33 protein-coding genes are annotated in these 22,088 nt (G+C 24.4%); 4 read left to right on the top strand and 29 right to left on the bottom strand.

Going from position 1 to position 22,088, the window contains the following annotated elements; all coding sequences use genetic code 4:
* From ACFEL4_RS02060 to ACFEL4_RS02035, 6 genes are all read right to left on the bottom strand, one after another.
* Nucleotides 1-543 (bottom strand): hypothetical protein, encoded by a 543-nt coding sequence (locus ACFEL4_RS02060; RefSeq protein ID WP_375317901.1) that lies wholly within the window; start codon nt 541-543, stop codon nt 1-3.
* A gap of 37 nt (nt 544-580) precedes the next feature.
* The gene (locus tag ACFEL4_RS02055; protein WP_375317900.1) at nt 581-1,696 is read right to left on the bottom strand and encodes a hypothetical protein; all 1,116 of its coding nucleotides are present in this window, start codon (nt 1,694-1,696) and stop codon (nt 581-583) included.
* A 14-nt stretch (nt 1,697-1,710) separates the two neighbouring features.
* Nucleotides 1,711-2,910, bottom strand: a complete 1,200-nt coding sequence (locus ACFEL4_RS02050) for a hypothetical protein (RefSeq protein WP_375317899.1) — start codon at nt 2,908-2,910, stop codon at nt 1,711-1,713.
* A gap of 15 nt (nt 2,911-2,925) precedes the next feature.
* On the bottom strand, nt 2,926-3,309 hold the full coding sequence (locus ACFEL4_RS02045; RefSeq protein ID WP_375317005.1) for a hypothetical protein: 384 nt from the start codon (nt 3,307-3,309) through the stop codon (nt 2,926-2,928).
* A 12-nt stretch (nt 3,310-3,321) separates the two neighbouring features.
* The gene (locus ACFEL4_RS02040) at nt 3,322-3,567 is read right to left on the bottom strand and encodes a hypothetical protein (protein ID WP_375317076.1); all 246 of its coding nucleotides are present in this window, start codon (nt 3,565-3,567) and stop codon (nt 3,322-3,324) included.
* A gap of 64 nt (nt 3,568-3,631) precedes the next feature.
* Nucleotides 3,632-3,754, bottom strand: coding sequence for a hypothetical protein (locus tag ACFEL4_RS02035; RefSeq protein ID WP_375317898.1), 123 nt, complete (start codon nt 3,752-3,754; stop codon nt 3,632-3,634).
* Here ACFEL4_RS02035 and ACFEL4_RS02030 point away from each other — a divergent pair.
* Entirely contained in the window at nt 3,735-4,556 is an 822-nt protein-coding gene (locus ACFEL4_RS02030; RefSeq protein WP_375316797.1) for an IS1595 family transposase, read from the top strand. The two genes, ACFEL4_RS02035 and ACFEL4_RS02030, sit on opposite strands and share 20 nt — an antisense overlap.
* A gap of 346 nt (nt 4,557-4,902) precedes the next feature.
* Here ACFEL4_RS02030 and ACFEL4_RS02025 read toward each other — a convergent pair whose 3' ends face one another.
* The 8 genes from ACFEL4_RS02025 to ACFEL4_RS01990 form a co-directional block, all read right to left on the bottom strand.
* The gene (locus ACFEL4_RS02025) at nt 4,903-5,583 is read right to left on the bottom strand and encodes a hypothetical protein (protein ID WP_375317249.1); all 681 of its coding nucleotides are present in this window, start codon (nt 5,581-5,583) and stop codon (nt 4,903-4,905) included.
* A 212-nt stretch (nt 5,584-5,795) separates the two neighbouring features.
* A complete protein-coding gene (locus ACFEL4_RS02020; protein ID WP_375317897.1) occupies nt 5,796-6,386 on the bottom strand; it encodes a hypothetical protein in 591 nt (196 codons plus the stop codon).
* Between the two features lie 2 nt (nt 6,387-6,388).
* Complete coding sequence (locus ACFEL4_RS02015) at nt 6,389-6,667, bottom strand: hypothetical protein (protein ID WP_375317251.1); 279 nt, start codon at nt 6,665-6,667, stop codon at nt 6,389-6,391.
* Nucleotides 6,668-6,669: 2 nt separating this feature from the next.
* Nucleotides 6,670-6,828, bottom strand: coding sequence for a hypothetical protein (locus ACFEL4_RS02010; protein ID WP_375317896.1), 159 nt, complete (start codon nt 6,826-6,828; stop codon nt 6,670-6,672).
* A gap of 35 nt (nt 6,829-6,863) precedes the next feature.
* A complete protein-coding gene (locus tag ACFEL4_RS02005) occupies nt 6,864-7,097 on the bottom strand; it encodes a hypothetical protein (RefSeq protein ID WP_375317895.1) in 234 nt (77 codons plus the stop codon).
* Between the two features lie 2 nt (nt 7,098-7,099).
* Complete coding sequence (locus ACFEL4_RS02000) at nt 7,100-7,393, bottom strand: hypothetical protein (protein WP_375317894.1); 294 nt, start codon at nt 7,391-7,393, stop codon at nt 7,100-7,102.
* A 3-nt stretch (nt 7,394-7,396) separates the two neighbouring features.
* The gene (locus ACFEL4_RS01995) at nt 7,397-7,819 is read right to left on the bottom strand and encodes a hypothetical protein (RefSeq protein ID WP_375317893.1); all 423 of its coding nucleotides are present in this window, start codon (nt 7,817-7,819) and stop codon (nt 7,397-7,399) included.
* Nucleotides 7,820-7,835: 16 nt separating this feature from the next.
* Nucleotides 7,836-8,249, bottom strand: coding sequence for a hypothetical protein (locus ACFEL4_RS01990; RefSeq protein ID WP_375317255.1), 414 nt, complete (start codon nt 8,247-8,249; stop codon nt 7,836-7,838).
* A gap of 1,160 nt (nt 8,250-9,409) precedes the next feature.
* Here ACFEL4_RS01990 and ACFEL4_RS01985 point away from each other — a divergent pair.
* Both ACFEL4_RS01985 and ACFEL4_RS01980 read left to right on the top strand, forming a co-directional pair.
* On the top strand, nt 9,410-9,583 hold the full coding sequence (locus tag ACFEL4_RS01985; protein WP_375317892.1) for a hypothetical protein: 174 nt from the start codon (nt 9,410-9,412) through the stop codon (nt 9,581-9,583).
* 123 nt (nt 9,584-9,706) lie between these two features.
* Nucleotides 9,707-10,267 (top strand): hypothetical protein, encoded by a 561-nt coding sequence (locus tag ACFEL4_RS01980; RefSeq protein ID WP_375317891.1) that lies wholly within the window; start codon nt 9,707-9,709, stop codon nt 10,265-10,267.
* 769 nt (nt 10,268-11,036) lie between these two features.
* Here the strand turns inward: ACFEL4_RS01980 and ACFEL4_RS01975 are convergent.
* The 13 genes from ACFEL4_RS01975 to ACFEL4_RS01915 form a co-directional block, all read right to left on the bottom strand.
* A complete protein-coding gene (locus tag ACFEL4_RS01975) occupies nt 11,037-11,288 on the bottom strand; it encodes a hypothetical protein (RefSeq protein ID WP_375317890.1) in 252 nt (83 codons plus the stop codon).
* 43 nt (nt 11,289-11,331) lie between these two features.
* Nucleotides 11,332-11,865 carry a hypothetical protein gene (locus ACFEL4_RS01970; protein ID WP_375317889.1) on the bottom strand — a complete coding sequence of 178 codons (534 nt, stop codon included), beginning with the start codon at nt 11,863-11,865 and terminating at the stop codon, nt 11,332-11,334.
* Nucleotides 11,819-13,174 (bottom strand): hypothetical protein, encoded by a 1,356-nt coding sequence (locus ACFEL4_RS01965; RefSeq protein ID WP_375317888.1) that lies wholly within the window; start codon nt 13,172-13,174, stop codon nt 11,819-11,821. Before ACFEL4_RS01965 ends, ACFEL4_RS01970 begins: the two co-directional genes overlap by 47 nt.
* A gap of 1 nt (nt 13,175) precedes the next feature.
* Nucleotides 13,176-13,949, bottom strand: a complete 774-nt coding sequence (locus ACFEL4_RS01960; protein ID WP_375317887.1) for a hypothetical protein — start codon at nt 13,947-13,949, stop codon at nt 13,176-13,178.
* Between the two features lie 140 nt (nt 13,950-14,089).
* A complete protein-coding gene (locus ACFEL4_RS01955; RefSeq protein WP_375317886.1) occupies nt 14,090-14,479 on the bottom strand; it encodes an IS1595 family transposase in 390 nt (129 codons plus the stop codon).
* Nucleotides 14,404-14,910: a hypothetical protein gene (locus ACFEL4_RS01950; RefSeq protein ID WP_375317885.1), complete on the bottom strand. Its 507-nt coding sequence runs from the start codon at nt 14,908-14,910 to the stop codon at nt 14,404-14,406. Before ACFEL4_RS01950 ends, ACFEL4_RS01955 begins: the two co-directional genes overlap by 76 nt.
* Nucleotides 14,850-15,596: a hypothetical protein gene (locus ACFEL4_RS01945; RefSeq protein ID WP_375317884.1), complete on the bottom strand. Its 747-nt coding sequence runs from the start codon at nt 15,594-15,596 to the stop codon at nt 14,850-14,852. Before ACFEL4_RS01945 ends, ACFEL4_RS01950 begins: the two co-directional genes overlap by 61 nt.
* Before the next feature lie 4 nt (nt 15,597-15,600).
* Nucleotides 15,601-16,248 (bottom strand): hypothetical protein, encoded by a 648-nt coding sequence (locus tag ACFEL4_RS01940; RefSeq protein ID WP_375317883.1) that lies wholly within the window; start codon nt 16,246-16,248, stop codon nt 15,601-15,603.
* A 168-nt stretch (nt 16,249-16,416) separates the two neighbouring features.
* Nucleotides 16,417-17,238 carry an IS1595 family transposase gene (locus tag ACFEL4_RS01935; protein WP_375317882.1) on the bottom strand — a complete coding sequence of 274 codons (822 nt, stop codon included), beginning with the start codon at nt 17,236-17,238 and terminating at the stop codon, nt 16,417-16,419.
* Between the two features lie 792 nt (nt 17,239-18,030).
* Complete coding sequence (locus ACFEL4_RS01930) at nt 18,031-18,153, bottom strand: hypothetical protein (RefSeq protein WP_375317880.1); 123 nt, start codon at nt 18,151-18,153, stop codon at nt 18,031-18,033.
* 41 nt (nt 18,154-18,194) lie between these two features.
* Nucleotides 18,195-18,536, bottom strand: coding sequence for a hypothetical protein (locus tag ACFEL4_RS01925; protein WP_375317879.1), 342 nt, complete (start codon nt 18,534-18,536; stop codon nt 18,195-18,197).
* Nucleotides 18,537-18,788: 252 nt separating this feature from the next.
* Nucleotides 18,789-19,178, bottom strand: a complete 390-nt coding sequence (locus ACFEL4_RS01920) for an IS1595 family transposase (RefSeq protein ID WP_375317878.1) — start codon at nt 19,176-19,178, stop codon at nt 18,789-18,791.
* Nucleotides 19,073-19,609, bottom strand: a complete 537-nt coding sequence (locus ACFEL4_RS01915) for a hypothetical protein (protein ID WP_375317877.1) — start codon at nt 19,607-19,609, stop codon at nt 19,073-19,075. Before ACFEL4_RS01915 ends, ACFEL4_RS01920 begins: the two co-directional genes overlap by 106 nt.
* Here ACFEL4_RS01915 and ACFEL4_RS01910 point away from each other — a divergent pair.
* A complete protein-coding gene (locus ACFEL4_RS01910) occupies nt 19,609-19,731 on the top strand; it encodes a hypothetical protein (RefSeq protein ID WP_375317876.1) in 123 nt (40 codons plus the stop codon). The two genes, ACFEL4_RS01915 and ACFEL4_RS01910, sit on opposite strands and share 1 nt — an antisense overlap.
* A 137-nt stretch (nt 19,732-19,868) precedes the next feature.
* Here ACFEL4_RS01910 and ACFEL4_RS01905 read toward each other — a convergent pair whose 3' ends face one another.
* Both ACFEL4_RS01905 and ACFEL4_RS01900 read right to left on the bottom strand, forming a co-directional pair.
* Complete coding sequence (locus ACFEL4_RS01905) at nt 19,869-20,255, bottom strand: hypothetical protein (protein WP_375317875.1); 387 nt, start codon at nt 20,253-20,255, stop codon at nt 19,869-19,871.
* A gap of 397 nt (nt 20,256-20,652) precedes the next feature.
* The gene (locus tag ACFEL4_RS01900; protein WP_375317881.1) at nt 20,653-21,474 is read right to left on the bottom strand and encodes an IS1595 family transposase; all 822 of its coding nucleotides are present in this window, start codon (nt 21,472-21,474) and stop codon (nt 20,653-20,655) included.
* Between the last annotated feature and the right edge of the window lie 614 nt (nt 21,475-22,088).

Raw genomic sequence — 22,088 nt, 5'->3', positions numbered from 1 at the left:
TTATCATTCCTTAAAAAATGCTTTTTTATAATGTTTAGTACGTTGTTTAGTTTTTCTATGTGCTATATGTATAATTTCTTTTTGTAATTTTTTCTTATCTTTTTCAACAACTTGACTATAAGCAAATTTTTCTACATGATGTAATAAACCAGTACCAAATAATGTATAAACTCCAAATTTTAAACTAACACTTTTAAAAGATTTAGTAACATTTTCTAACGGATTATTAATAACATTAATAACTTTATGATAAGTTCTTATTATTCTTAATATTTCGCGATGCACCTTAAAAGCATCTCTTATAATCTGTTGAACAACTGGTGGCGCAAATGCTATTGTTTTTAATCATTTATTAGTATTAACTCCATAACCAATATATCAACCACTATTTCAGCGATATCAATGAAAAGGATGTACTTGTGTAACGAAAGTTTCTGCTTTAATAAAAGTATCAATAACAACAAATGGCTTATATTTAGGATTACGGTGATAAATAGTAATAGCACATTTATCTAGTGATAATGGTTGAATTTTACATCCCATAAATACTGGTGAATTTAAAGGTATTAATTGTGCATGTTTAATTGCTTTTTTTCTCAGCACTAGTAAATAAATCACTTGCTTTTTCTTTTAATTTATTAATTTTTGCTATTGCTTTTTCTTCTAACTTTTCAAATCTTTCTTGTATTTTATAGATTTTCTCTCGTAATTTTTCAAAATAAGGTGTATTTTTTCAAAATTTATTTAATCCTGTTCTTAAATAAAATCTAATGTCAAAATATTTAAAAGTTTTATTAGTTTTTAAAACAAATTTATGAATATTACTATTTTTAAAATTAAATTTTATTGCATTAGCACGTATTTGTTCTAAAGTTAAAATCAACGTTTTACCCTTATTTTGTATTTGTAAAGTATGAACTAAATTTAATCATTCATGTTGGTTCATATTTAATACTTCTTTAAATTCAATATTATATTGTTTTAAAAAGTTATTTACTCTATCTATATCTTTGATTTTAAATTTTGGAGTGAATTGTGGACTTAACTTTATTAATGTATTTTGTAATAACAAGTAATCTTTTAACTCTTGTTCTTCTAATTTTTTAAAATTATTATGAAATTGTCTTTGAGCAATATAACCTAAGTTTTGCAATATTGTTTCACGATTAGGTGCAACTGAATAGTTAGATAAATATCGTTGTTTACCAATAATTTTATCAGTTAAAATTTCTTTACCTGTTACTTGATTAATAACATCTTGTAAATTTTTTGCTTCTTTAATGCCAATTTTTTCTAATGTTTTAGTTTTTTGTGCTAATTTAATAAATTTAGTAGTACGAAAACCACGAGTAATTTTATTAAGTCCAGCAAACGCTGGTAATACATTAAAGAAAGTATTTAATTTTGTAACATTTCCTTTTAAATAATCATAAACTTGATTAATAGTAAAATCAGTTGCAAATTCAATACTTGTTGCACTAATACTAGCAAGCAAATCACTTGCACCTAATGTAAGTGCTATATCTTCACTTAAACCACCAGTAAAAGGAGCAAGGGCAACTGCTATTACTTGTACACTTAGCATTTCTAGAATTTCTAATCATAAACTTTTATTTTCTTGTTGTTTACTTATTCTAGTATGTTTTGGTTTATTTATGTTTAAAATTATAGCAGTGCTAGTAGTACCAATTGGCATGGTATTAATTTCCTTTATTTAATAATTATTTTAATAGGATTTGTTGAGCCTTTATAGTTTAAGTCATTAACACTTGTACTAATAACTACATATAAGTCACCTGCTTTTTGTTTTTGACTAGTTATATTATTTTTACCTTGGGCATCACTAAAAAAAGTAATTATAGGATTTACTAAACCAGGATTTAAACCATTAACTTCTTTTGCATACATAATATTTTCGCTTAATTCTTTATTTATTTTATCTGTTTTAGCAGTAAAATCAGTTATTAAAGTTGTTAATTTAGTTTTTAAATCAGTTTTATCCGTTTTAATAATGCCACATAACATTCAACGTGATGTTGTTTCTTTTTTTGACATATAAGGAATTGATTGACCTAATACTTCACCACCAACTTTGTATGCTCTACCAACTTTATCATCAGCAATTTCTTGAACATAAACAATTGTTTGTTGTACCATATATCTTTTCATTGCTTTTGGTGTTGCTAAAATAAAAGACATACTTTCACTTTCATTTTTATCATTAGTAAAGGTCATATAATCATCCATTACAATTTGACATAATACACCTTTTATATAAAAATCATTACCATTTAATCTTAATTGTTGTGCTATTTGATTATCAGTAATTAATCCTTTATTATCTGCTAAATAAACAAGACTATCATAAGTACTATTAGTAATAAAGAAACGAGAATTAACATCATTTCTTAATTGAAATAAAGTATTTCAAGAAGATAACATTGCTTCTAAATATTTAATTGCTTGCTCTTTGAGTTCTGTTGCCTTATCGATTATTACCTTAGTAGCAAATTGAGAAATTATATTAGTATCATCACTTGCCAATTTGTTTGCTAAATCATTTGCAATTTCATATTGCATTGTATCTAATAAATTTTGACGATTTTCTCCTAATAAATCAACAGCAGAAATTGTTTCACCTGCAACATATAATTTTTCAATAAATTTTTGAATTTTATCAGTTTCTGCATAACTAACATCAAGTCTTGTACTTTTATCAATTCATGGAAGTACTTTAATTTTTGGGTCTTTTGGTAATTTAATAATAAACTCAATTGTAGTAGAATTAATCATTTCGATTGGAAAAAAACTTGCTCATGGACTATTTGATTGTTTAAAAAATTCAATGAATTCAGGAGCTTCTACTAATTTTTCTGTATTATTTAAGTTTGTTTGAATATTTACTGCCATTTTAACTTTCCTTTTCTATAAATAATTTTTCTTTTTATAATCCAATAATGGATTAATTTTTGTTGGTATTTGATTATTAATAATTGTTTGTTGATTACCGCCAGTATTCATTGGTGTTCTTAATACTGGCTGTTCTTTAATGAATTGTTTTATAGTATTTTCTATTTCTTCACTTTTAGTATCTTTTGTTTTAAACTTTAAATAATCATGAAATTCTTTTTTAATTTGATATTTATTAAAAATATTAATCATTTGTTGTTCTTTAAGTTCTTGATTAATTTTATTTAACTTATTTTCTGCTTCATTAATTTTTTGATTAATTTCATTATCAGGTTGATTTTGTTCAGCATTATTTTCAGTTAAAAATTCATTTTTTACATTAGTTTCATTTTCAATCATGTTTAATCCTCCTTAATTAAAATTTAACATTTTGCTTTCATCTAAATTAAATGGAATTGCTAAAATTTGATAATGAATAATTTCACGATTAGGATAGCCGATTTTAGTAACTACTTCTTTAAAACCTAAATGAAATAATGTTGCTAATTCTAATGTTTCAAATGATTTATATTTCATATCATCACTTTGATTAGTTTTATACATTAACAAATAAATTTGTTTCATGTTAGTTGTCATGCCAATTTCATTATTTTCCATAGTTATTTCACTTCCTTGTTTTGTCCTTTTTGCATAATTTTTTCTAGTTTTATTTGTTGTTTATTTAACTTATTTTCATGTTTTTTCATTTTATTATAAGAACGTACATGTTTTGGAGTTGTAATATATTTTCGGACTTCTCCCCACATGTACTTGTGGAGGAAACAATGAAATTGAATGAGTTCAATAATACTTTTCAAACTGAAAAACAATGTCTTGCATATATAGCAAGTTTGAAACAAAGCAAATGTATTAGGTGTTCTAGTTTTAATTTGAATACTTCTAATTTAAGAAAAATGAGATGTTTGAAATGTCATCAAACATTCAGTATTCTCACGGGCACTATATTTTCAAAGTCACAAACACCTTTAATATCTTGGTTTTATCTCATCTTTAGATGAATAAACACCAAACATGGAATTCCATCAACTGATGTTGCAAAAGAATTGGGAGTGACCTTGAAAACAGCTTGAAGAATGGGTCATAAAATCCGAAGTGCCATTGCTAAACAAGAACCTCAATTCATTGTTGAGGGCATAGTGCAAATGGATGAAATGTATCTTTCACATATGGGTTTTAAAAAACAAGGAAGATCCTTGTTGAACAAAACCTTGATTGTTGGTATTTATGAAAAAACAACCAACAATCTGATTGTGAAAGTATTGAAAAACGCAAACAGTAAAAATCTTTTGCAGTTTGCAATAAACCACATTTCTTCAAAGTGTGATGTACATACTGATTCTTGAAAAGGATATCGCGATTTGAAATCGGTTTTCACTAAGCATGAAACAGTTAACCATCAAGATGGCTATGTTTCAAAAACTGGTGTAAATACCAACCAAATTGAGTCAGTATGAAAACATATACGAAGAACATTTAAAACACATATCAAAGTTGCAAAACATCATATTCATTTATATGCAAAAGAAGCTGCATATAAATTCAATAACATACCTAGTTTTGAAACTGTAATGCTATGTTTAATTTAAAAATGTGGGGAGAAGTCCGTAGATAGGCTTTTCTCAGCATTTATGTGATAAAATTTAAAAATAGTACATAAAGAGAGAAAAGCCTATATTTTTTTAAAATTACAATAATTTCTCTACAAATTAATGTTCCTACATATGTTCCTATGATAATTAGTTCATGGATAAATTCTTTCATTTTATGTTTTCCTTTCTGTTATAAACTCATGTGATTATAATCTCAATTTAATTAATGATTATCAGCATGGTTTAATGGTACTTCACTCATATTATCACTACCATATTGACTAGTTGTTTCGCTATTGATGGTAAATCTATTATCAATATCATTATTAATTAATCTTGCTGTTTAATTAGTAAATGATGTTTCTTGCATTTCTCTATCATGATTTGTTTCTATCGGTAATAAACTATGTGTAATTTCACTTGCACCAGCAATAATAGTAGGAATAGCACTTGCATTATCAAAACCATTATTAATACCAATAGCAACACCAGTTGATATTAAACATCCACCATTTGCTATATTTGCTACTTTACGAATAGTTTCAAATCTATTAGGTATTAATTCAGTAATTCCTGCTATAAGATTTGAAATACCATAAGCATTTAATGAAATATAAGTATCTCAATCCATTAAATTATTAAGATTATTATTTTCATTAACCATTAATGGTCATGGTGGTGTTTCTGTGGTAGTAGTTGGAATTGGAGTTGTCGTAATTGGTAATGGACTAGGAGTTGGATTAATATTATTTTCTATTCATTTAGTATAATTTGCTAACCCAATTGTTCCTAAACCTAATAATATTTTTTTAGAACTATTAATTAGTTTAGTTTTAGCAGAAGGTCTTTGATTTAAATTTCATATATCAAAACCTAATTTTTTACCAAATAATAAACTATTAATACTGCCAAGTATTGGATTACCTATTAATTGTCCATAATAAGCACTTGTACCTATCATTGCTGAAATTGGACTAATTCCAGTTCTTATTAATTTAGTTAAAGTATAATTATTTGTTTCCATATTTATTCTCCTTTTATAAATTTAAATTTCATATTTCTCATTATTTACTCATTATTTTCTCTTCTTTTATTTTTTTCAATTTTTAACTATACATTTTAATTTAGTTTTCATTTTCTTTTTTCCTTTAGTCTAATTTTTCTCAATTTTTAGAGTTTCTGCATTCACAATGTATATAGTCAGTTTCACATTCATTACATCAATATACTGTCATTTTATTTCACTTCCTTATTAAAATAATATCAACCAATTAATAAACTTTCTGCTTGGTCATGGTCTTTAATTTCTATATTTCAATTATTTTTCTTAATTAAACTAGTTGCAAACATAATACTAAAATCTTTATCTCATTTTTTAATTTTAGAATAACTTGTATATATTGGTAATAGTAATTCTTGTTTTTCTTTATATCATTTTCTACATTCACTACTACTAATTAACATATCTTTTGTTAATAATTTATTAAATTGTCCAGCAATAAAACCACGTAAATGGTCTTGAGTTTCATAACCAATACCATTTTTACTATGAAAAGTACCGCGTTCAATAATTAAATCAAAATTATTTTTAGAATTAGTTAATTCATTTTTTAATTCTAAAGTACCATATATAACATAATGCATATCTCTATAAAAATTATCAATAGAATTTTTTTTAAAACTACAACTACTAATTAATATTGGTTTTCAATATTCATATGGTGTATTATCTTGAATTTTTTTTCAATCTTTACTTATATTTTTTTCTCATAATGTAAACCCAGTATTTTTCATACTTGGGTCTACCGATAATAAGTAGTTATTCATAATTATTGCCCCTCTCTACAAACAAAATAAGATTTTGCAGTTTCTAATCCTAAATAATAACCTTTTAACATTTTTTTATTTTTATATTTTTTTAATAAATTTTTAACTTTTGCCATTTCTTCATTAATTAAATCTAATACATCATTATCAGTAATATCTTTACACTCATCACATTCACTTCTTAATTTATTACTAACATAATAAAGAAAATCTAATTTATATTTCTCTTCTAATAATTGACATTCTTTATATGTAAAAATATAGTCATTTTCTTTATTCATAATTAAATTTCAAAATTTTCTTTTAATTTTAATTTCATTAATAATTCAATTAATAAATCTTCTACATCTAATTTTTTTAAATTTTCATCATTAATAATAATTAATGATTTTCTTACTAAATCAATTTGACTAAGTAATTCATGCATTATATAATTATCCATATTTTTAACCTCCCATTCCTATTTTTCTGTATTATTTAAGTTTGTTTTTTAATTCAAACTTTGACTCATCCTTGATAGACTTCATTATCACCAACTATTAAAGCAACATTATCTTCGGGGTCAGAAATAACTATATTTTTTGATTTAACATTAGGATATTTCATCAGGATAATTGCTCTAATATCATTATGTGTATGAAGTGCCTGCGGAGATGGTGATAATATTTCAATCTCATCTTTATCTCCAAATAAAGTAGGTAGTATAATCATATTTATTCCTTTCATTTTTTAAATCATTTAACATTAATGGAACAAAATGCACGATTTTTTGGAATATTTAAAGTATTAAAGATTTGTCCAGTTACCATAATTTCATCATTTTTGTTTAATAAAATACATCGTTTATAAAATTTGGGATTATTAAAAATTAAGGTAACATAGTTTAATCCATTTCATTGAGCACGAACAGTATAATATAATTCTTTATTAACTTTCTCATGATATTTTGCTTCTATAGTGTTACTAAGCTTTACTGTTAATTTAATGTAATTCGCTTTATCTTTCATTTTTTAGTTCCTTAAATAATATTGAATGTGCTTATAAGCATCTTGTTCATGTTTTGTAAATTTTATATTTCCATTATAATTTTCTATTTTATTTTTGTTTTTTGGTTCACTTTCTTGATAATCTCAATTCATTACATCTTGAATTAATACCATTAAAGCACCAATAATTTTCGGTGTTGCTAGGGGATTAGTTAATAATTGTTTTGAATTTAAAAAGAAATTTTCTACAATAACTAAGATTTTTTTATTTTCAAAATGTTGTTTAATTATTAAAAAGTATTCTTTAAATAGATTTTTACTTTCTAGAATAGTTTTTGTTTTAAATGTTTCATTAAAAATAATATTATTAGTTTCGCTTGAATATATAACAATTCCATTATTACCAATTCCTGCGGGGTCAATTCCGATAATTAAGTCATATTGCATTTCATTATTGATTCCTTTATAACAAAAATAATTCTTCATTATGAGTTGAAATATGTTTATATGTAGTAATTAAGTAATTAGTGGGTAAATCATTATGATTGTATTCAATAATCTTGTATGATTTATTATTTTCAACTCATTTAACATTGTATTTAAAACATGGATTAATAATGTTTGTTTTTGGGTCTTTTATTTCTCCAATAAATCACCCATTATGTTCTTCGTAAAATGTAAGTTCTTCTAATTTAGTTTCATTAATATAATATTCTTTTTTAGCAGGGGGTTTATTAACCGTTATTTTTTGCTTAGCAAGAAATGGTTGTAATAAATTTAATAACTCTTGCCCATTCATTTCCCTTTTAACATTTTCTAAATTAAAAACTCAATATGTATATTTATCATCAACCATAAAACTATTGTTTTTAATCATTCAATTTGGAACCGACAATTTATATTCGCCATAATTAATCAAAATAGAATTTGATTTTTCAGTAATTTGTTCTTTTTGAAATTCTATTTGCATTTTAAAATCCTTTCTTTTTTTATATATCCTGTCGCATACAGCGTAAAGGATATATATTTTATTAACACTAATATAATTAATATTTTCTAGAAAAAGTGGGCTCGTAAATAAATTGTAAAATTTTGAAAAAAACTTAAAGCATTTGATTCAATTTTTAATAACTTGCATTTAGCAAGTTATATTTATATTGAACCAGCCCCGTTTAATTTTTTTTTACAAGTTTTAAAATTTATGTTACTCGCCCAAAAAAATGAAAAAAAATAAATCAGCAAATGCTCACTGAAAGTGGCAGTGCTGTTGAATAAAGAATTAATTACAATACGTCTCCTAGCGGGTATTATATACACTAGTTGCCAATCCGCTCCCACCCCAAGGATTACCATTATTCATGGTTAGTATATTTTGTTAGGTATCACTCCACTTTTTATTTTTACATGCAAGTCCACATGCTAGCCACTATTTTGAACAACTGTGTTATGGTTCACTGTTTTATGTCCCTAACACGTGTTGATAATAGTGCTAAAGACGGTTATTAAAAATTTTAAAATTTTAAAATTACAAAAAAAGACAAGATTATTTCTTGTCTTTTTCCTTACTAATTTTAATTTATAAAAATATGTCGAATATAAATTTAAGGGTTAAGAGAATAATTTTGTCTAATGTTCATTATTTTTCAATAATAATTCATTTGGAAATAAGTTATCAATGTAGTAATTAATTATTTCGTAAATTTGACAAGCGCCCATGTTTTAAATATAACATTACATGAGAACAAGATAGAAAAAGTTTTAAAATAAATAATCCATATAATCATAATGATTTATTCATAAATTATATAGTAACACCAATGAAAGATATATTAACTCATAATGAAAAAATATTTTATTTAAAATATTAGAAAGGAATGAATATCTATATGTATTTATGAAAAGAAAACCTTGAATATAAAAAAACTTATTTAAATAATATTAGGCTTTTCTCCCTTTATGTACTATTTTTAAATTTTATCACATAAATGCTGAGAAAAGCCTTAAATATATAAAATATCATATGAAAGGAAATAAATAATGGAAAATAAAATACTAATTGTTATTACTATAGAAGATTTAGTTAATATTTTAGATAATAATTCAATAAAAATATTAAAAGAAATAATTGATAAAAAATATCATTATTGAATTATGGAAGAAAAAGAAAATACAGATTTAGAATTACTTAAATTAAAAGTAATTAATAACTAAATTATCTATATTTAATAAATATTTATGATATAAAAATAATATAAACTTAATATAAGTTTTTAACTCATTACTTTCTTTCAAAGTAAATGAGTTTTTTTAAAAAAAAGAAAGGATATTATATGCATGAAGCCATTTAAAAAAAATGAAGATAGTCCAAAAACAAAAACTAATAAAAAAGAAGAAGAAAATTGAAATAGAATGAAAGAATGAGATAAAAGACAACAAGAAAAAAGAGAAGAAAATAGAAAACGAGAATTAGAAAAACAAAAAGAAAGAGAAAGAGATGCAGAAAAACAAGAAAAAGAATTCAAGAAAGTAAAAGAGAAATTATTAAAAGAAGAAGAAGAAAGAAAAAAAAGAGAAAAAGAAAGGAGAATAAAAGAAGAAGAACATTTTAGAAAATCTCAAGAATGAAATAAACAACAAGAAAAAGAAAAAGCAGAAGAAAAACAACGATTACAAAAGCAAATTGAAAAACAGCAAAGAGAAGAAAAATTAAAAGAACAAGGTCGAAAAGCAGAAAAACAAGAAAAAGAAAGAAAAGAATTTGCTGAACAAAAATTAAAATTAGAGGAAGCTAAAACACAAAAATGAAATCAAATAAAAAAAGAATTAATTGGTCAAAATGATAATAATAATTTGAAAAATAATAAACAAAAAAGTGGATTTGATTCTTGAATTTAGTTTTCTGGAAATATTTAAAAAAAGTTACCAATTAAGGTAACTTTTTAATTAGATTGTGGGGGAATGTTATTTTTATCAATGAAATATTTATTTAATTTTTGAAATTTTTTAAATTCATAATTAATCTTATTATCTTGATTATTTTTATTTAAAATAAAACATCCAATTAAGAGGCCAATTATATTTAATGATATAAAAAATAATAATATTCCCCATGCATTATTTTGTTCACAATAAATATAGCCAAATAAAATAAATAATAAATACATAGGAATAAATAATAATATAATAACTGCAATTAATACTATGTCTAATGTGGGCATTTATAAAATCTCCTTTAAATTCTTAATAATAATTATACCGATCATTATCTAGGATTTAATATAATTTTTGAAATATTAGCACTAACTTTAGTTGTTTCTCTTCAGGCAGTAGCATATTGAATACCTTCGAATGGATTTTTTTGATAATATCCACCTTCTACTTTTCCTAACGAAGCATTTAAAAAAATATCTCAAATTAAAACATTATTTGAATTAACAATTTCAAATGTAATTATATTACTTTGAAAATTCGTATTAACATCTTTAAAATCTTCTCTATATTCTAAATTATATGAATTTAAAACATAATGAGGTTTATAAAAATTATAATAAGTATTTGCTCAACCAATATTATAATTATTAGTTGCTAGTTGTGTGTTTCAAAAACTTTTTGTTAAATATTCTTCATGTTTTTTAGAAAAAAGTATATCTAAAATATTAATTTCTTAAATTTGGCTAATAATTGATTTAGAATTAACGAATGTTTCTTTTGTGCTATTTCTATTAACACGGTCTATAGGGTTTTGTGTATAATTTTTGGTTTCTATTTCATAATCATAATAAATTGAAATTGATTTATAAAATCTATTTAAATAATTAATACTATTAATTAATAATGTTTGGTCTAATAATGTATTTAAATCAATATTCTTTGTTTCACTAATAGGTTGATTATTATTTAAGGCTTTTCTCAGCATTTATGTGATAAAATTTAAAAATAGTACATAAAGGGAGAAAAGCCTATAATAATTGTCTATCTTGATTTTTACCTGTATTACCACCAATATTTTCATTTTTATCATTAAATACACAAAAAAATTGTAAATAATCATCTACTGTAATTTGTTCTTCAAACATAACTAATGTATATTGTCTTGTGGTAGAAATTGTTTTAAATAAACTATTATTAGGTAAACCACCAAAATCTACACCACTTGTATCATCAATTAAATAAGCATTTCAATAATCACCAATTTTATATTGTTTAGTATAATATTCATCTTGTCCAGTAGTTTTATGAGTTTCTGGGTCTGTAATACCTTTATTTTTTTGATATATATTAGTAATTTTTTTTCAAATACATACAACTGGAGTATTACCAGAAAGTATTAATTCATATTGACCAAAATCACTAATTTTACTATTAATAGGTTTATAACCAGTTTCAGTTAAAGGTATTGCTCCATTATTAATTATAAATGGAAATATTTTTCAATGACTTAAACGTTTAATTATTGCTTGTTGTCTCTTTAGACGTAGATGTGCGTGTTTCATTAATTGAATTCGTTGATGATTGCTCATTTTCATTATCTCCTAATTCTTTATTTAATTTTTTATTTTCTATAATAATATTTTCTAATTTATTTTCTGCCATAAGTTGGTCAATATTATCATATTCACCAATGGCTTCACTTACTGTCATAGTACCATTATTTAATCTTGAATTAATAATTTGGTCTTGTATAATTTGGTCAGTCATTGCTATAGGTATAAATTTAAATGAATAAGGTCTTTCACCAATACCATTTCATAAATTTTCACTAATAAGAAGTAAATCAAATATACGATAAAAATAAGCACTATAAAATGCTATTTTAATTTCTGTTGTTTCCATATCAAATTTATTATTAAACATACTTTGTGTTTTATTAGTATAAACATCATTACCATGTTCATCATAATCATAACCAGCACCATTAAATATTGCTTTAGCAGTACCATTATAATCTAATCAATATTCACTAAATTTAGGGTCACCTTGAATAATTTGCATACCTCCATTACCATTTTTATCATACCCTGCACTACCAACATTAACAAATATATCTTTTTTAGGATTTTCAATAATATTACCATTTTCTTGCATTTCTTTTGCTGTTTCATTAGGTAATGAAGCAAATAAAGTAGTAACATTTAATTCTCTTTCTAATCTTTTTTGTCTAATAACAAGATTTAAATCATATATTAAATCTCATACTGCTGTACAATCTGGATATGCATTTAAAGTAGTTGTATTACTATATAAATTAATAATTGGTAAATTAGTTATTTCAAAAATAGTAATATAATTAAATGGATTTTTAATTTCATAAGTTTTTAATGGTGTTATATTTGGTTTTAATTTTGTTCTTGTAGAACCTAAAATAATATCTTTATTATTATCTTTATATGTTTCATATTTAACTTTTCCATTTTGTATTGTTACTCATGTTAAAGTAGCACTATCTGCTTGTTCATTAATAAAATAAAATTCTGCTGATTGTTCTTGTTCATTATATTTAGCAACTCTACCACAAAAACTATTAGGTAATATTTTTAGTGATTTAATATTATCTTCATTAATTATAATCATAATAAATACTTTACCCATTAGTGAATTTTGTAAACCAAATTTATAAAATTTTTCTAATCATTTATCTTTTAAATTCATATCATTAAGATAATCTAATATTTCTTTTTTACTTGAATTAAATAAAAAACCTTTAACTAATCATAATTTAGTTGATTTTTGAGCAATAATCATTGGTATATCAATATATCATTTTGATTTATCACAACTTAAATATTCCATTGTATTTATCATATTAATCACCACCAAAATTATTTTTATTAATTAATAATTTATTATTAATACCATTAATTAATCATTTCATTTCATGCATTAAAGCATACATATCACTATCTCAAGTATCATCATGTAAATCTAACATTTTTGGTTGATTATTATTAGTATCTATTTTTACTTTAGATAATCATTGCATTAAATTATATTGTCTTTTAGTTTCTGGACATCTTTCTCAATTAAAACTAATAATATTTTTAAGCATACAAATTGTTGTAAAATCAATTCTATCATTTAAATATAAAGTTGATTTATCTACTGCTATAAATTTTAATCATGTTATATTACGTTTTTTAACTCAACTTTTTAAAAAATCAATAAATACTAATCCACCATTACCATAATCAACATAACAAGTAAAACCAAATAACATTTCTATATAACGTTTACTTTCATTTATATAATAATTAATAATATAATTTGCTAATGTATCAGTATCTTTATATTGCATTGTTACATTACTATGATAAAATTCACTTTCTTTATGTGCTCTTCTACCATTATCATTTTCACCAATAAATCATAAACTAGCACTTGTAGGATGACCACTTGGACTTGTTGCCATACCTATATCTAATCCACCTGATAATCTTTGTACTTGAAAATCTAATTTAGTACCAACTTTATCAAGATATCTTGCAAATATAGCACCAGTAAGAATACTTGGTACACCATAATATCAAGATTGTGCTTTAATTGGATCTAATACTTTTAATTCTTCTAAATCATTAATCATATGTAATGTAAGATTATGAGCATTTACTTTTCAATTACTATAATGAAATAATTTAAGGCTTTTCTCCCTTTATGTACTATTTTTAAATTTTATCACATAAATGCTGAGAAAAGCCTATCTACGGACTTCTCCCAACATTTTTAAATTAAACATAGCATTACAGTTTCAAAACTAGGTATGTTATTGAATTTATATGCAGCTTCTTTTGCATATAAATGAATATGATGTTTTGCAACTTTGATATGTGTTTTAAATGTTCTTCGTATATGTTTTCATACTGACTCAATTTGGTTGGTATTTACACCAGTTTTTGAAACATAGCCATCTTGATGGTTAACTGTTTCATGCTTAGTGAAAACCGATTTTAAATCGCGATATCCTTTTCAAGAATCAGTATGTACATCACACTTTGAAGAAATGTGGTTTATTGCAAACTGCAAAAGATTTTTACTGTTTACGTTTTTCAATACTTTCACAATCAGATTGTTGGTTGTTTTTTCATAAATACCAACAATCAAGGTTTTGTTCAACAAGGATCTTCCTTGTTTTTTAAACCCATATGTGAAAGATACATTTCATCCATTTGCACTATGCCCTCAACAATGAATTGAGGTTCTTGTTTAGCAATGGCACTTCGGATTTTATGACCCATTCTTCAAGCTGTTTTCAAGGTCACTCCCAATTCTTTTGCAACATCAGTTGATGGAATTCCATGTTTGGTGTTTATTCATCTAAAGATGAGATAAAACCAAGATATTAAAGGTGTTTGTGACTTTGAAAATATAGTGCCCGTGAGAATACTGAATGTTTGATGACATTTCAAACATCTCATTTTTCTTAAATTAGAAGTATTCAAATTAAAACTAGAACACCTAATACATTTGCTTTGTTTCAAACTTGCTATATATGCAAGACATTGTTTTTCAGTTTGAAAAGTATTATTGAACTCATTCAATTTCATTGTTTCCTCCACAAGTACATGTGGGGAGAAGTCCGTAATTTAAAAATATTATTATCAAATATTGATTTAATTTGTTCATTTTTTTCTTTCATTATTTCTAAATTAAAAGGTACAATTTTATTCATATATTCAATATAATATTGATAAATATTATCTGGATTACAACTTTTTATTTTTATTCTTTTTTTAGCATTACCTAATGCAAATGTTATTGCTTGAAATTCTTGATGAGTAAATTCATTTGCTTCTTCACATCATTCAATTGCTAAATCAAAACCTTTTATTTCACTACGAGAAAACCCTTTTAAAGGTATTCTATCATTTGAATTACTATATACACCCATTACTCTTATAAATGATTTAGATCCTTTAAAACGAAAGTCTGCTTGCTTATTAGGGTATTTTAAAGTAAAATCTTTATAATTATTTAAACCTATTGTTATTAAAGCATTATATATTTCTTTTACTAAATCATTAATATCTTTATTTAATTTTCTAAAACAATATATAGCAATTGATTTATTAACTTTAATTGAAATAGCTATTAATATTGCTAATTCTTCTGCTATACTATATGTTTTACTACTATATCGTGAACCACTAAGATTATATTCACTATGAGTAAAATCACTTTTATTTAATAATCAATAACTAATTTCATTAAGATAAGTAAATTCTTTATTCATAATATTATTCCTGTAATTCTTCTAATTTTCATAAATTACACATCCGTGCTTCAGCATATAAACTAACTCCATTATTTTTAATATACATAGGCATTCCAGTTAACATCATATTAAAAATACCTAACATAAAAGCATTTTCATTATCTTGATAATAAAATTCTTTTATTTCATGTGTACCTTTCTCAATATTAGTAATTAAATCTCTAGTACGTCCATTATAGAATACTCGATAATAATTTTTATTTTTTAAATTATAATTAATTGTTACTAAATCAGTACTAACTGCTACTTCTTTTCATTGTGGAACACTTGGGTTAGGATTTGGTGTTGGATTATCTTTTAATTCAATATCTCAACAATTGTCTTCTATTTCATTAGTTTCTAAACTTCTTGAATTAATTTTTATAGGTTTATCTATATTAATTACACTTGGTGAAGTAATATCTAATGTATCACTAGTAATATTATAAGTATTTTCTTTTATTTCTTCTTCTAATGAATATATTTTACCTTCATCATCATTAAATCTATCCATTGCAATAGCATTTGAAATAACTACTAAATCAACATAAGATTCAGTAATTCTTTTACCGCTAATTCCTTTAAAAAAACTAGCTAATACAGCACCTTCACCTTGTCATAAAAATTGCATATATATAATTGGACTTTTTTCTACATTTTTTCAACAATAACCAACTCTATATAAAGTATTTACTTTAAAATCATAATTAATTTTGGCTTTTCTCCCTTTATGTACTATTTTTAAATTTTATCACATAAATGCTGAGAAAAGCCTATCTACGGACTTCTCCCCACATTTTTAAATTAAACATAGCATTACAGTTTCAAAACTAGGTATGTTATTGAATTTATATGCAGCTTCTTTTGCATATAAATGAATATGATGTTTTGCAACTTTGATATGTGTTTTAAATGTTCTTCGTATATGTTTTCATACTGACTCAATTTGGTTGGTATTTACACCAGTTTTTGAAACATAGCCATCTTGATGGTTAACTGTTTCATGCTTAGTGAAAACCGATTTCAAATCGCGATATCCTTTTCAAGAATCAGTATGTACATCACACTTTGAAGAAATGTGGTTTATTGCAAACTGCAAAAGATTTTTACTGTTTGCGTTTTTCAATACTTTCACAATCAGATTGTTGGTTGTTTTTTCATAAATACCAACAATCAAGGTTTTGTTCAACAAGGATCTTCCTTGTTTTTTAAAACCCATATGTGAAAGATACATTTCATCCATTTGCACTATGCCCTCAACAATGAATTGAGGTTCTTGTTTAGCAATGGCACTTCGGATTTTATGACCCATTCTTCAAGCTGTTTTCAAGGTCACTCCCAATTCTTTTGCAACATCAGTTGATGGAATTCCATGTTTGGTGTTTATTCATCTAAAGATGAGATAAAACCAAGATATTAAAGGTGTTTGTGACTTTGAAAATATAGTGCCCGTGAGAATACTGAATGTTTGATGACATTTCAAACATCTCATTTTTCTTAAATTAGAAGTATTCAAATTAAAACTAGAACACCTAATACATTTGCTTTGTTTCAAACTTGCTATATATGCAAGACATTGTTTTTCAGTTTGAAAAGTATTATTGAAATCATTCAATTTCATTGTTTCCTCCACAAGTACATGTGGGGAAAAGTCCGTTAATTTTAATGTTACTTTCTTTTGTACCAACATTTTTTCATTTAATAACATTTAAAGATTTTATTTTTTCATCAATATATTTTTTATTTGGAATATCATTATCATCTGTTACTGAAGGACCACTTTTATTTTTATAAATTAATGTTCTATTTCCAACATTTATAACATCATTAACTAATCTTGTTGTATTATCTTTATCATTTTTATTATTAAATATTCTATTTTCATCAACTGAACTACCACCAGTAGCACTAATAGTATTAGTTTCTTTATCAATAGTTATATTAGTACCAGCAATTAACTTATTTTGTAATTTATCATCTGCATATTTTTTAGGAATTAAAGTTCCATTTAAATAACTTGAGTAATCTTCTGTAAAAGGATCAAAATTTTTATAAGCAACTCATTTATATATAAAATTAGGTACTAAAGTATTTTTTAAAATTTCAATAGCATTTTTTCTATCATCAAGGTCATCAAAATAAATTACTTTATCACTAACATCACTATTAACTCTATGAGTTTCTTTATCATATTTAATATCAATAGTTTCTTTTGGACTTTTAAATTCAGGTACTGTAGTAGATGTATTAATACCTCTAGTATCAATATTAATAACCGGTCTTGATCTATTTTGTGGATGAGTAATAGTGATTTTAGTTCTAGTATCTGATGATTCTAAATTAGTATAAGGAATATATTCATTTAAAGGACTATCTTCACCACAATTTGAAATAAATTTAGGCTTTTCTCCCTTTATGTACTATTTTTAAATTTTATCACATAAATGCTGAGAAAAGCCAATAATAATTCATTAAAATATTTAGAATTTTTAAATTCTTCAACTGTTATAAATAAAATTGGGTCTTTAATAGCCATAATTTACTCCTTAATGTAAAAATAAAGGGTATTTAAACCCTTTAAATTTTAATTTTAGTTACTTTTTTCTTATCTTTATTTGTTAATTCTTGACGTTTTGCTTTTTGAGCAATAATAAAATCTTCAAAATCTTTTTCATCAACATCAAAAGCATCTAATTTTTGTGCAATAGGAGTTTCTGTTAATTGTAATTTATCATTTAATTGTTTAGTATTTAAAATAATATATTCAATTAATTTATTAAATTTAAGTTCTTTTGCAACTATATCTTGTTTATTTTTTTTAATTTTTTTTGAAATAATATATAATACAAAAGCAATAATAATACCACTAGTAACTGCTCCTCCTATAATTCCACTTAATAAATATACTGTTAAATTCATTTGTTATTCCACCTTTTCTATTTGAATTTTATTTGAATGTTGTTTACATAAATTACATTCTTTTTTATGTTTTTTAATTTGTTGATATTGATAAATTAAATAAGGAATTGTAATAATAATTGGTATAGTAATTAATCCATATTTAATTAATTTTCCATAATTACCTAAGGCTTTTCTCCCTTTATGTACTATTTTTAAATTTTATCACATAAATGCTGAGAAAAGCCTATCTACGGACTTCTCCCCACATTTTTAAATTAAACATAGCATTACAGTTTCAAAACTAGGTATGTTATTGAATTTATATGCAGCTTCTTTTGCATATAAATGAATATGATGTTTTGCAACTTTGATATGTGTTTTAAATGTTCTTCGTATATGTTTTCATACTGACTCAATTTGGTTGGTATTTACACCAGTTTTTGAAACATAGCCATCTTGATGGTTAACTGTTTCATGCTTAGTGAAAACCGATTTCAAATCGCGATATCCTTTTCAAGAATCAGTATGTACATCACACTTTGAAGAAATGTGGTTTATTGCAAACTGCAAAAGATTTTTACTGTTTGCGTTTTTCAATACTTTCACAATCAGATTGTTGGTTGTTTGTTCATAAATACCAACAATCAAGGTTTTGTTCAACAAGGATCTTCCTTGTTTTTTAAACCCATATGTGAAAGATACATTTCATCCATTTGCACTATGCCCTCAACAATGAATTGAGTTTCTTGTTTAGCAATGGCACTTCGGATTTTATGACCCATTCTTCAAGCTGTTTTCAAGGTCACTCCCAATTCTTTTGCAACATCAGTTGATGGAATTCCATGTTTGGTGTTTATTCATCTAAAGATGAGATAAAACCAAGATATTAAAGGTGTTTGTGACTTTGAAAATATAGTGCCCGTGAGAATACTGAATGTTTGATGACATTTCAAACATCTCATTTTTCTTAAATTAGAAGTATTCAAATTAAAACTAGAACAACTAATACATTTGCTTTGTTTCAAACTTGCTATATATGCAAGACATTGTTTTTCAGTTTGAAAAGTATTATTGAACTCATTCAATTTCATTGTTTCCTCCACAAGTACATGTGGGGAGAAGTCCGTTACCTAATTTAGTAATAAGATTTAATCCTATATGACTAAACATTGGAAATAAAGTTAATGCAAAATGGTCTGGTCAACTAAAATAAAAAGTATTATTAGAATATGATCCAATACCCATTAATATATCTATTTTAGGTATTAATCATGGTGTACTAGTAAAGAAAACAGTGATTAATATACCAATTGGTTTAATTGGTTTATCTAATTCAATAATAATTACCACCTACTTTCATGTTTTATATTTACTTTTATTTTTATAAATAGAAATGCCAATATTTTTATTTAAATTATTAGTTTTATGAAAAGTTAAATATTCTTTTCTTTCTACTCTTCATGCTCTACTACCTAATTCAGTTTTTGGTAAAGTTTTAAATTCTTTAAGTTTAAAAAATCCACGTTCTAATCTATTAATAAATGCAGTTGTTTTTAATACATTAATATTCGTTGATTTAAGCACATTATAACGTTGTTTACCTTTACTAATACCTTTCTGTTCTTTAAGTTGTTTCTTAACATATTTACGTATCTGTGATGGTAAAAAACTCCTTAAAAAATATCTTCAAAATATTGTTCCAGCACCACTACCATTTTTACCTTTTTGAACTTTCATTAAGTTTCAAGTTTCTTCACTTACATTAGGATAAGTATATGGTCCATATCAACGTTTATTTTTACTTGTATCGCTTTGTATTAATACTTGTAATAAACCTAATTTTAATGATTTATTAGATTTATAAAAATTACCTTTTTTTAATCATGAACTAGATAATACTACTCAACCTTTTTCATCTTTATTATTAGTTTCTTCTATATCTTTATCATTTAAATCTTTAGTATTATCTTTTAATAAATTATTAATTTTTTTAGCAGGGAGTTTATTAACCGTTATTTTTTGCTTAGCAAGAAATGGTTGTAATAAATTTAGGCTTTTCTCCCTTTATGTACTATTTTTAATTTTATCACATAAATGCTGAGAAAAGCCTATCTACGGACTTCTCCCCACATTTTTAAATTAAACATAGCATTACAGTTTCAAAACTAGGTATGTTATTGAATTTATATGCAGCTTCTTTTGCATATAAATGAATATGATGTTTTGCAACTTTGATATGTGTTTTAAATGTTCTTCGTATATGTTTTCATACTGACTCAATTTGGTTGGTATTTACACCAGTTTTTGAAACATAGCCATCTTGATGGTTAACTGTTTCATGCTTAGTGAAAACCGATTTCAAATCGCGATATCCTTTTCAAGAATCAGTATGTACATCACACTTTGAAGAAATGTGGTTTATTGCAAACTGCAAAAGATTTTTACTGTTTTCGTTTTTCAATACTTTCACAATCAGATTGTTGGTTGTTTTTTCATAAATACCAACAATCAAGGTTTTGTTCAACAAGGATCTTCCTTGTTTTTTAAAACCCATATGTGAAAGATACATTTCATCCATTTGCACTATGCCCTCAACAATGAATTGAGGTTCTTGTTTAGCAATGGCACTTCGGATTTTATGACCCATTCTTCAAGCTGTTTTCAAGGTCACTCCCAATTCTTTTGCAACATCAGTTGATGGAATTCCATGTTTGGTGTTTATTCATCTAAAGATGAGATAAAACCAAGATATTAAAGGTGTTTGTGACTTTGAAAATATAGTGCCCGTGAGAATACTGAATGTTTGATGACATTTCAAACATCTCATTTTTCTTAAATTAGAAGTATTCAAATTAAAACTAGAACACCTAATACATTTGCTTTGTTTCAAACTTGCTATATATGCAAGACATTGTTTTTCAGTTTGAAAAGTATTATTGAAATCATTCAATTTCATTGTTTCCTCCACAAGTACATGTGGGGAAAAGTCCGTTAATTTTAATGTTACTTTCTTTTGTACCAACATTTTTTCATTTAATAACATTTAAAGATTTTATTTTTTCATCAATATATTTTTTATTTGGAATATCATTATCATCTGTTACTGAAGGACCACTTTTATTTTTATAAATTAATGTTCTATTTCCAACATTTATAACATCATTAACTAATCTTGTTGTATTATCTTTATCATTTTTATTATTAAATATTCTATTTTCATCAACTGAACTACCACCAGTAGCACTAATAGTATTAGTTTCTTTATCAATAGTTATATTAGTACCAGCAATTAACTTATTTTGTAATTTATCATCTGCATATTTTTTAGGAATTAAAGTTCCATTTAAATAACTTGAGTAATCTTCTGTAAAAGGATCAAAATTTTTATAAGCAACTCATTTATATATAAAATTAGGTACTAAAGTATTTTTTAAAATTTCAATAGCATTTTTTCTATCATCAAGGTCATCAAAATAAATTACTTTATCACTAACATCACTATTAACTCTATGAGTTTCTTTATCATATTTAATATCAATAGTTTCTTTTGGACTTTTAAATTCAGGTACT

It is taken from the genome of Spiroplasma endosymbiont of Virgichneumon dumeticola, from assembly GCF_964264745.1.
Classification (GTDB): domain Bacteria; phylum Bacillota_I; class Bacilli_A; order Mycoplasmatales; family VBWQ01; genus Spiroplasma_E.
This window is presented reverse-complemented; position numbering and strand designations above follow the sequence as displayed.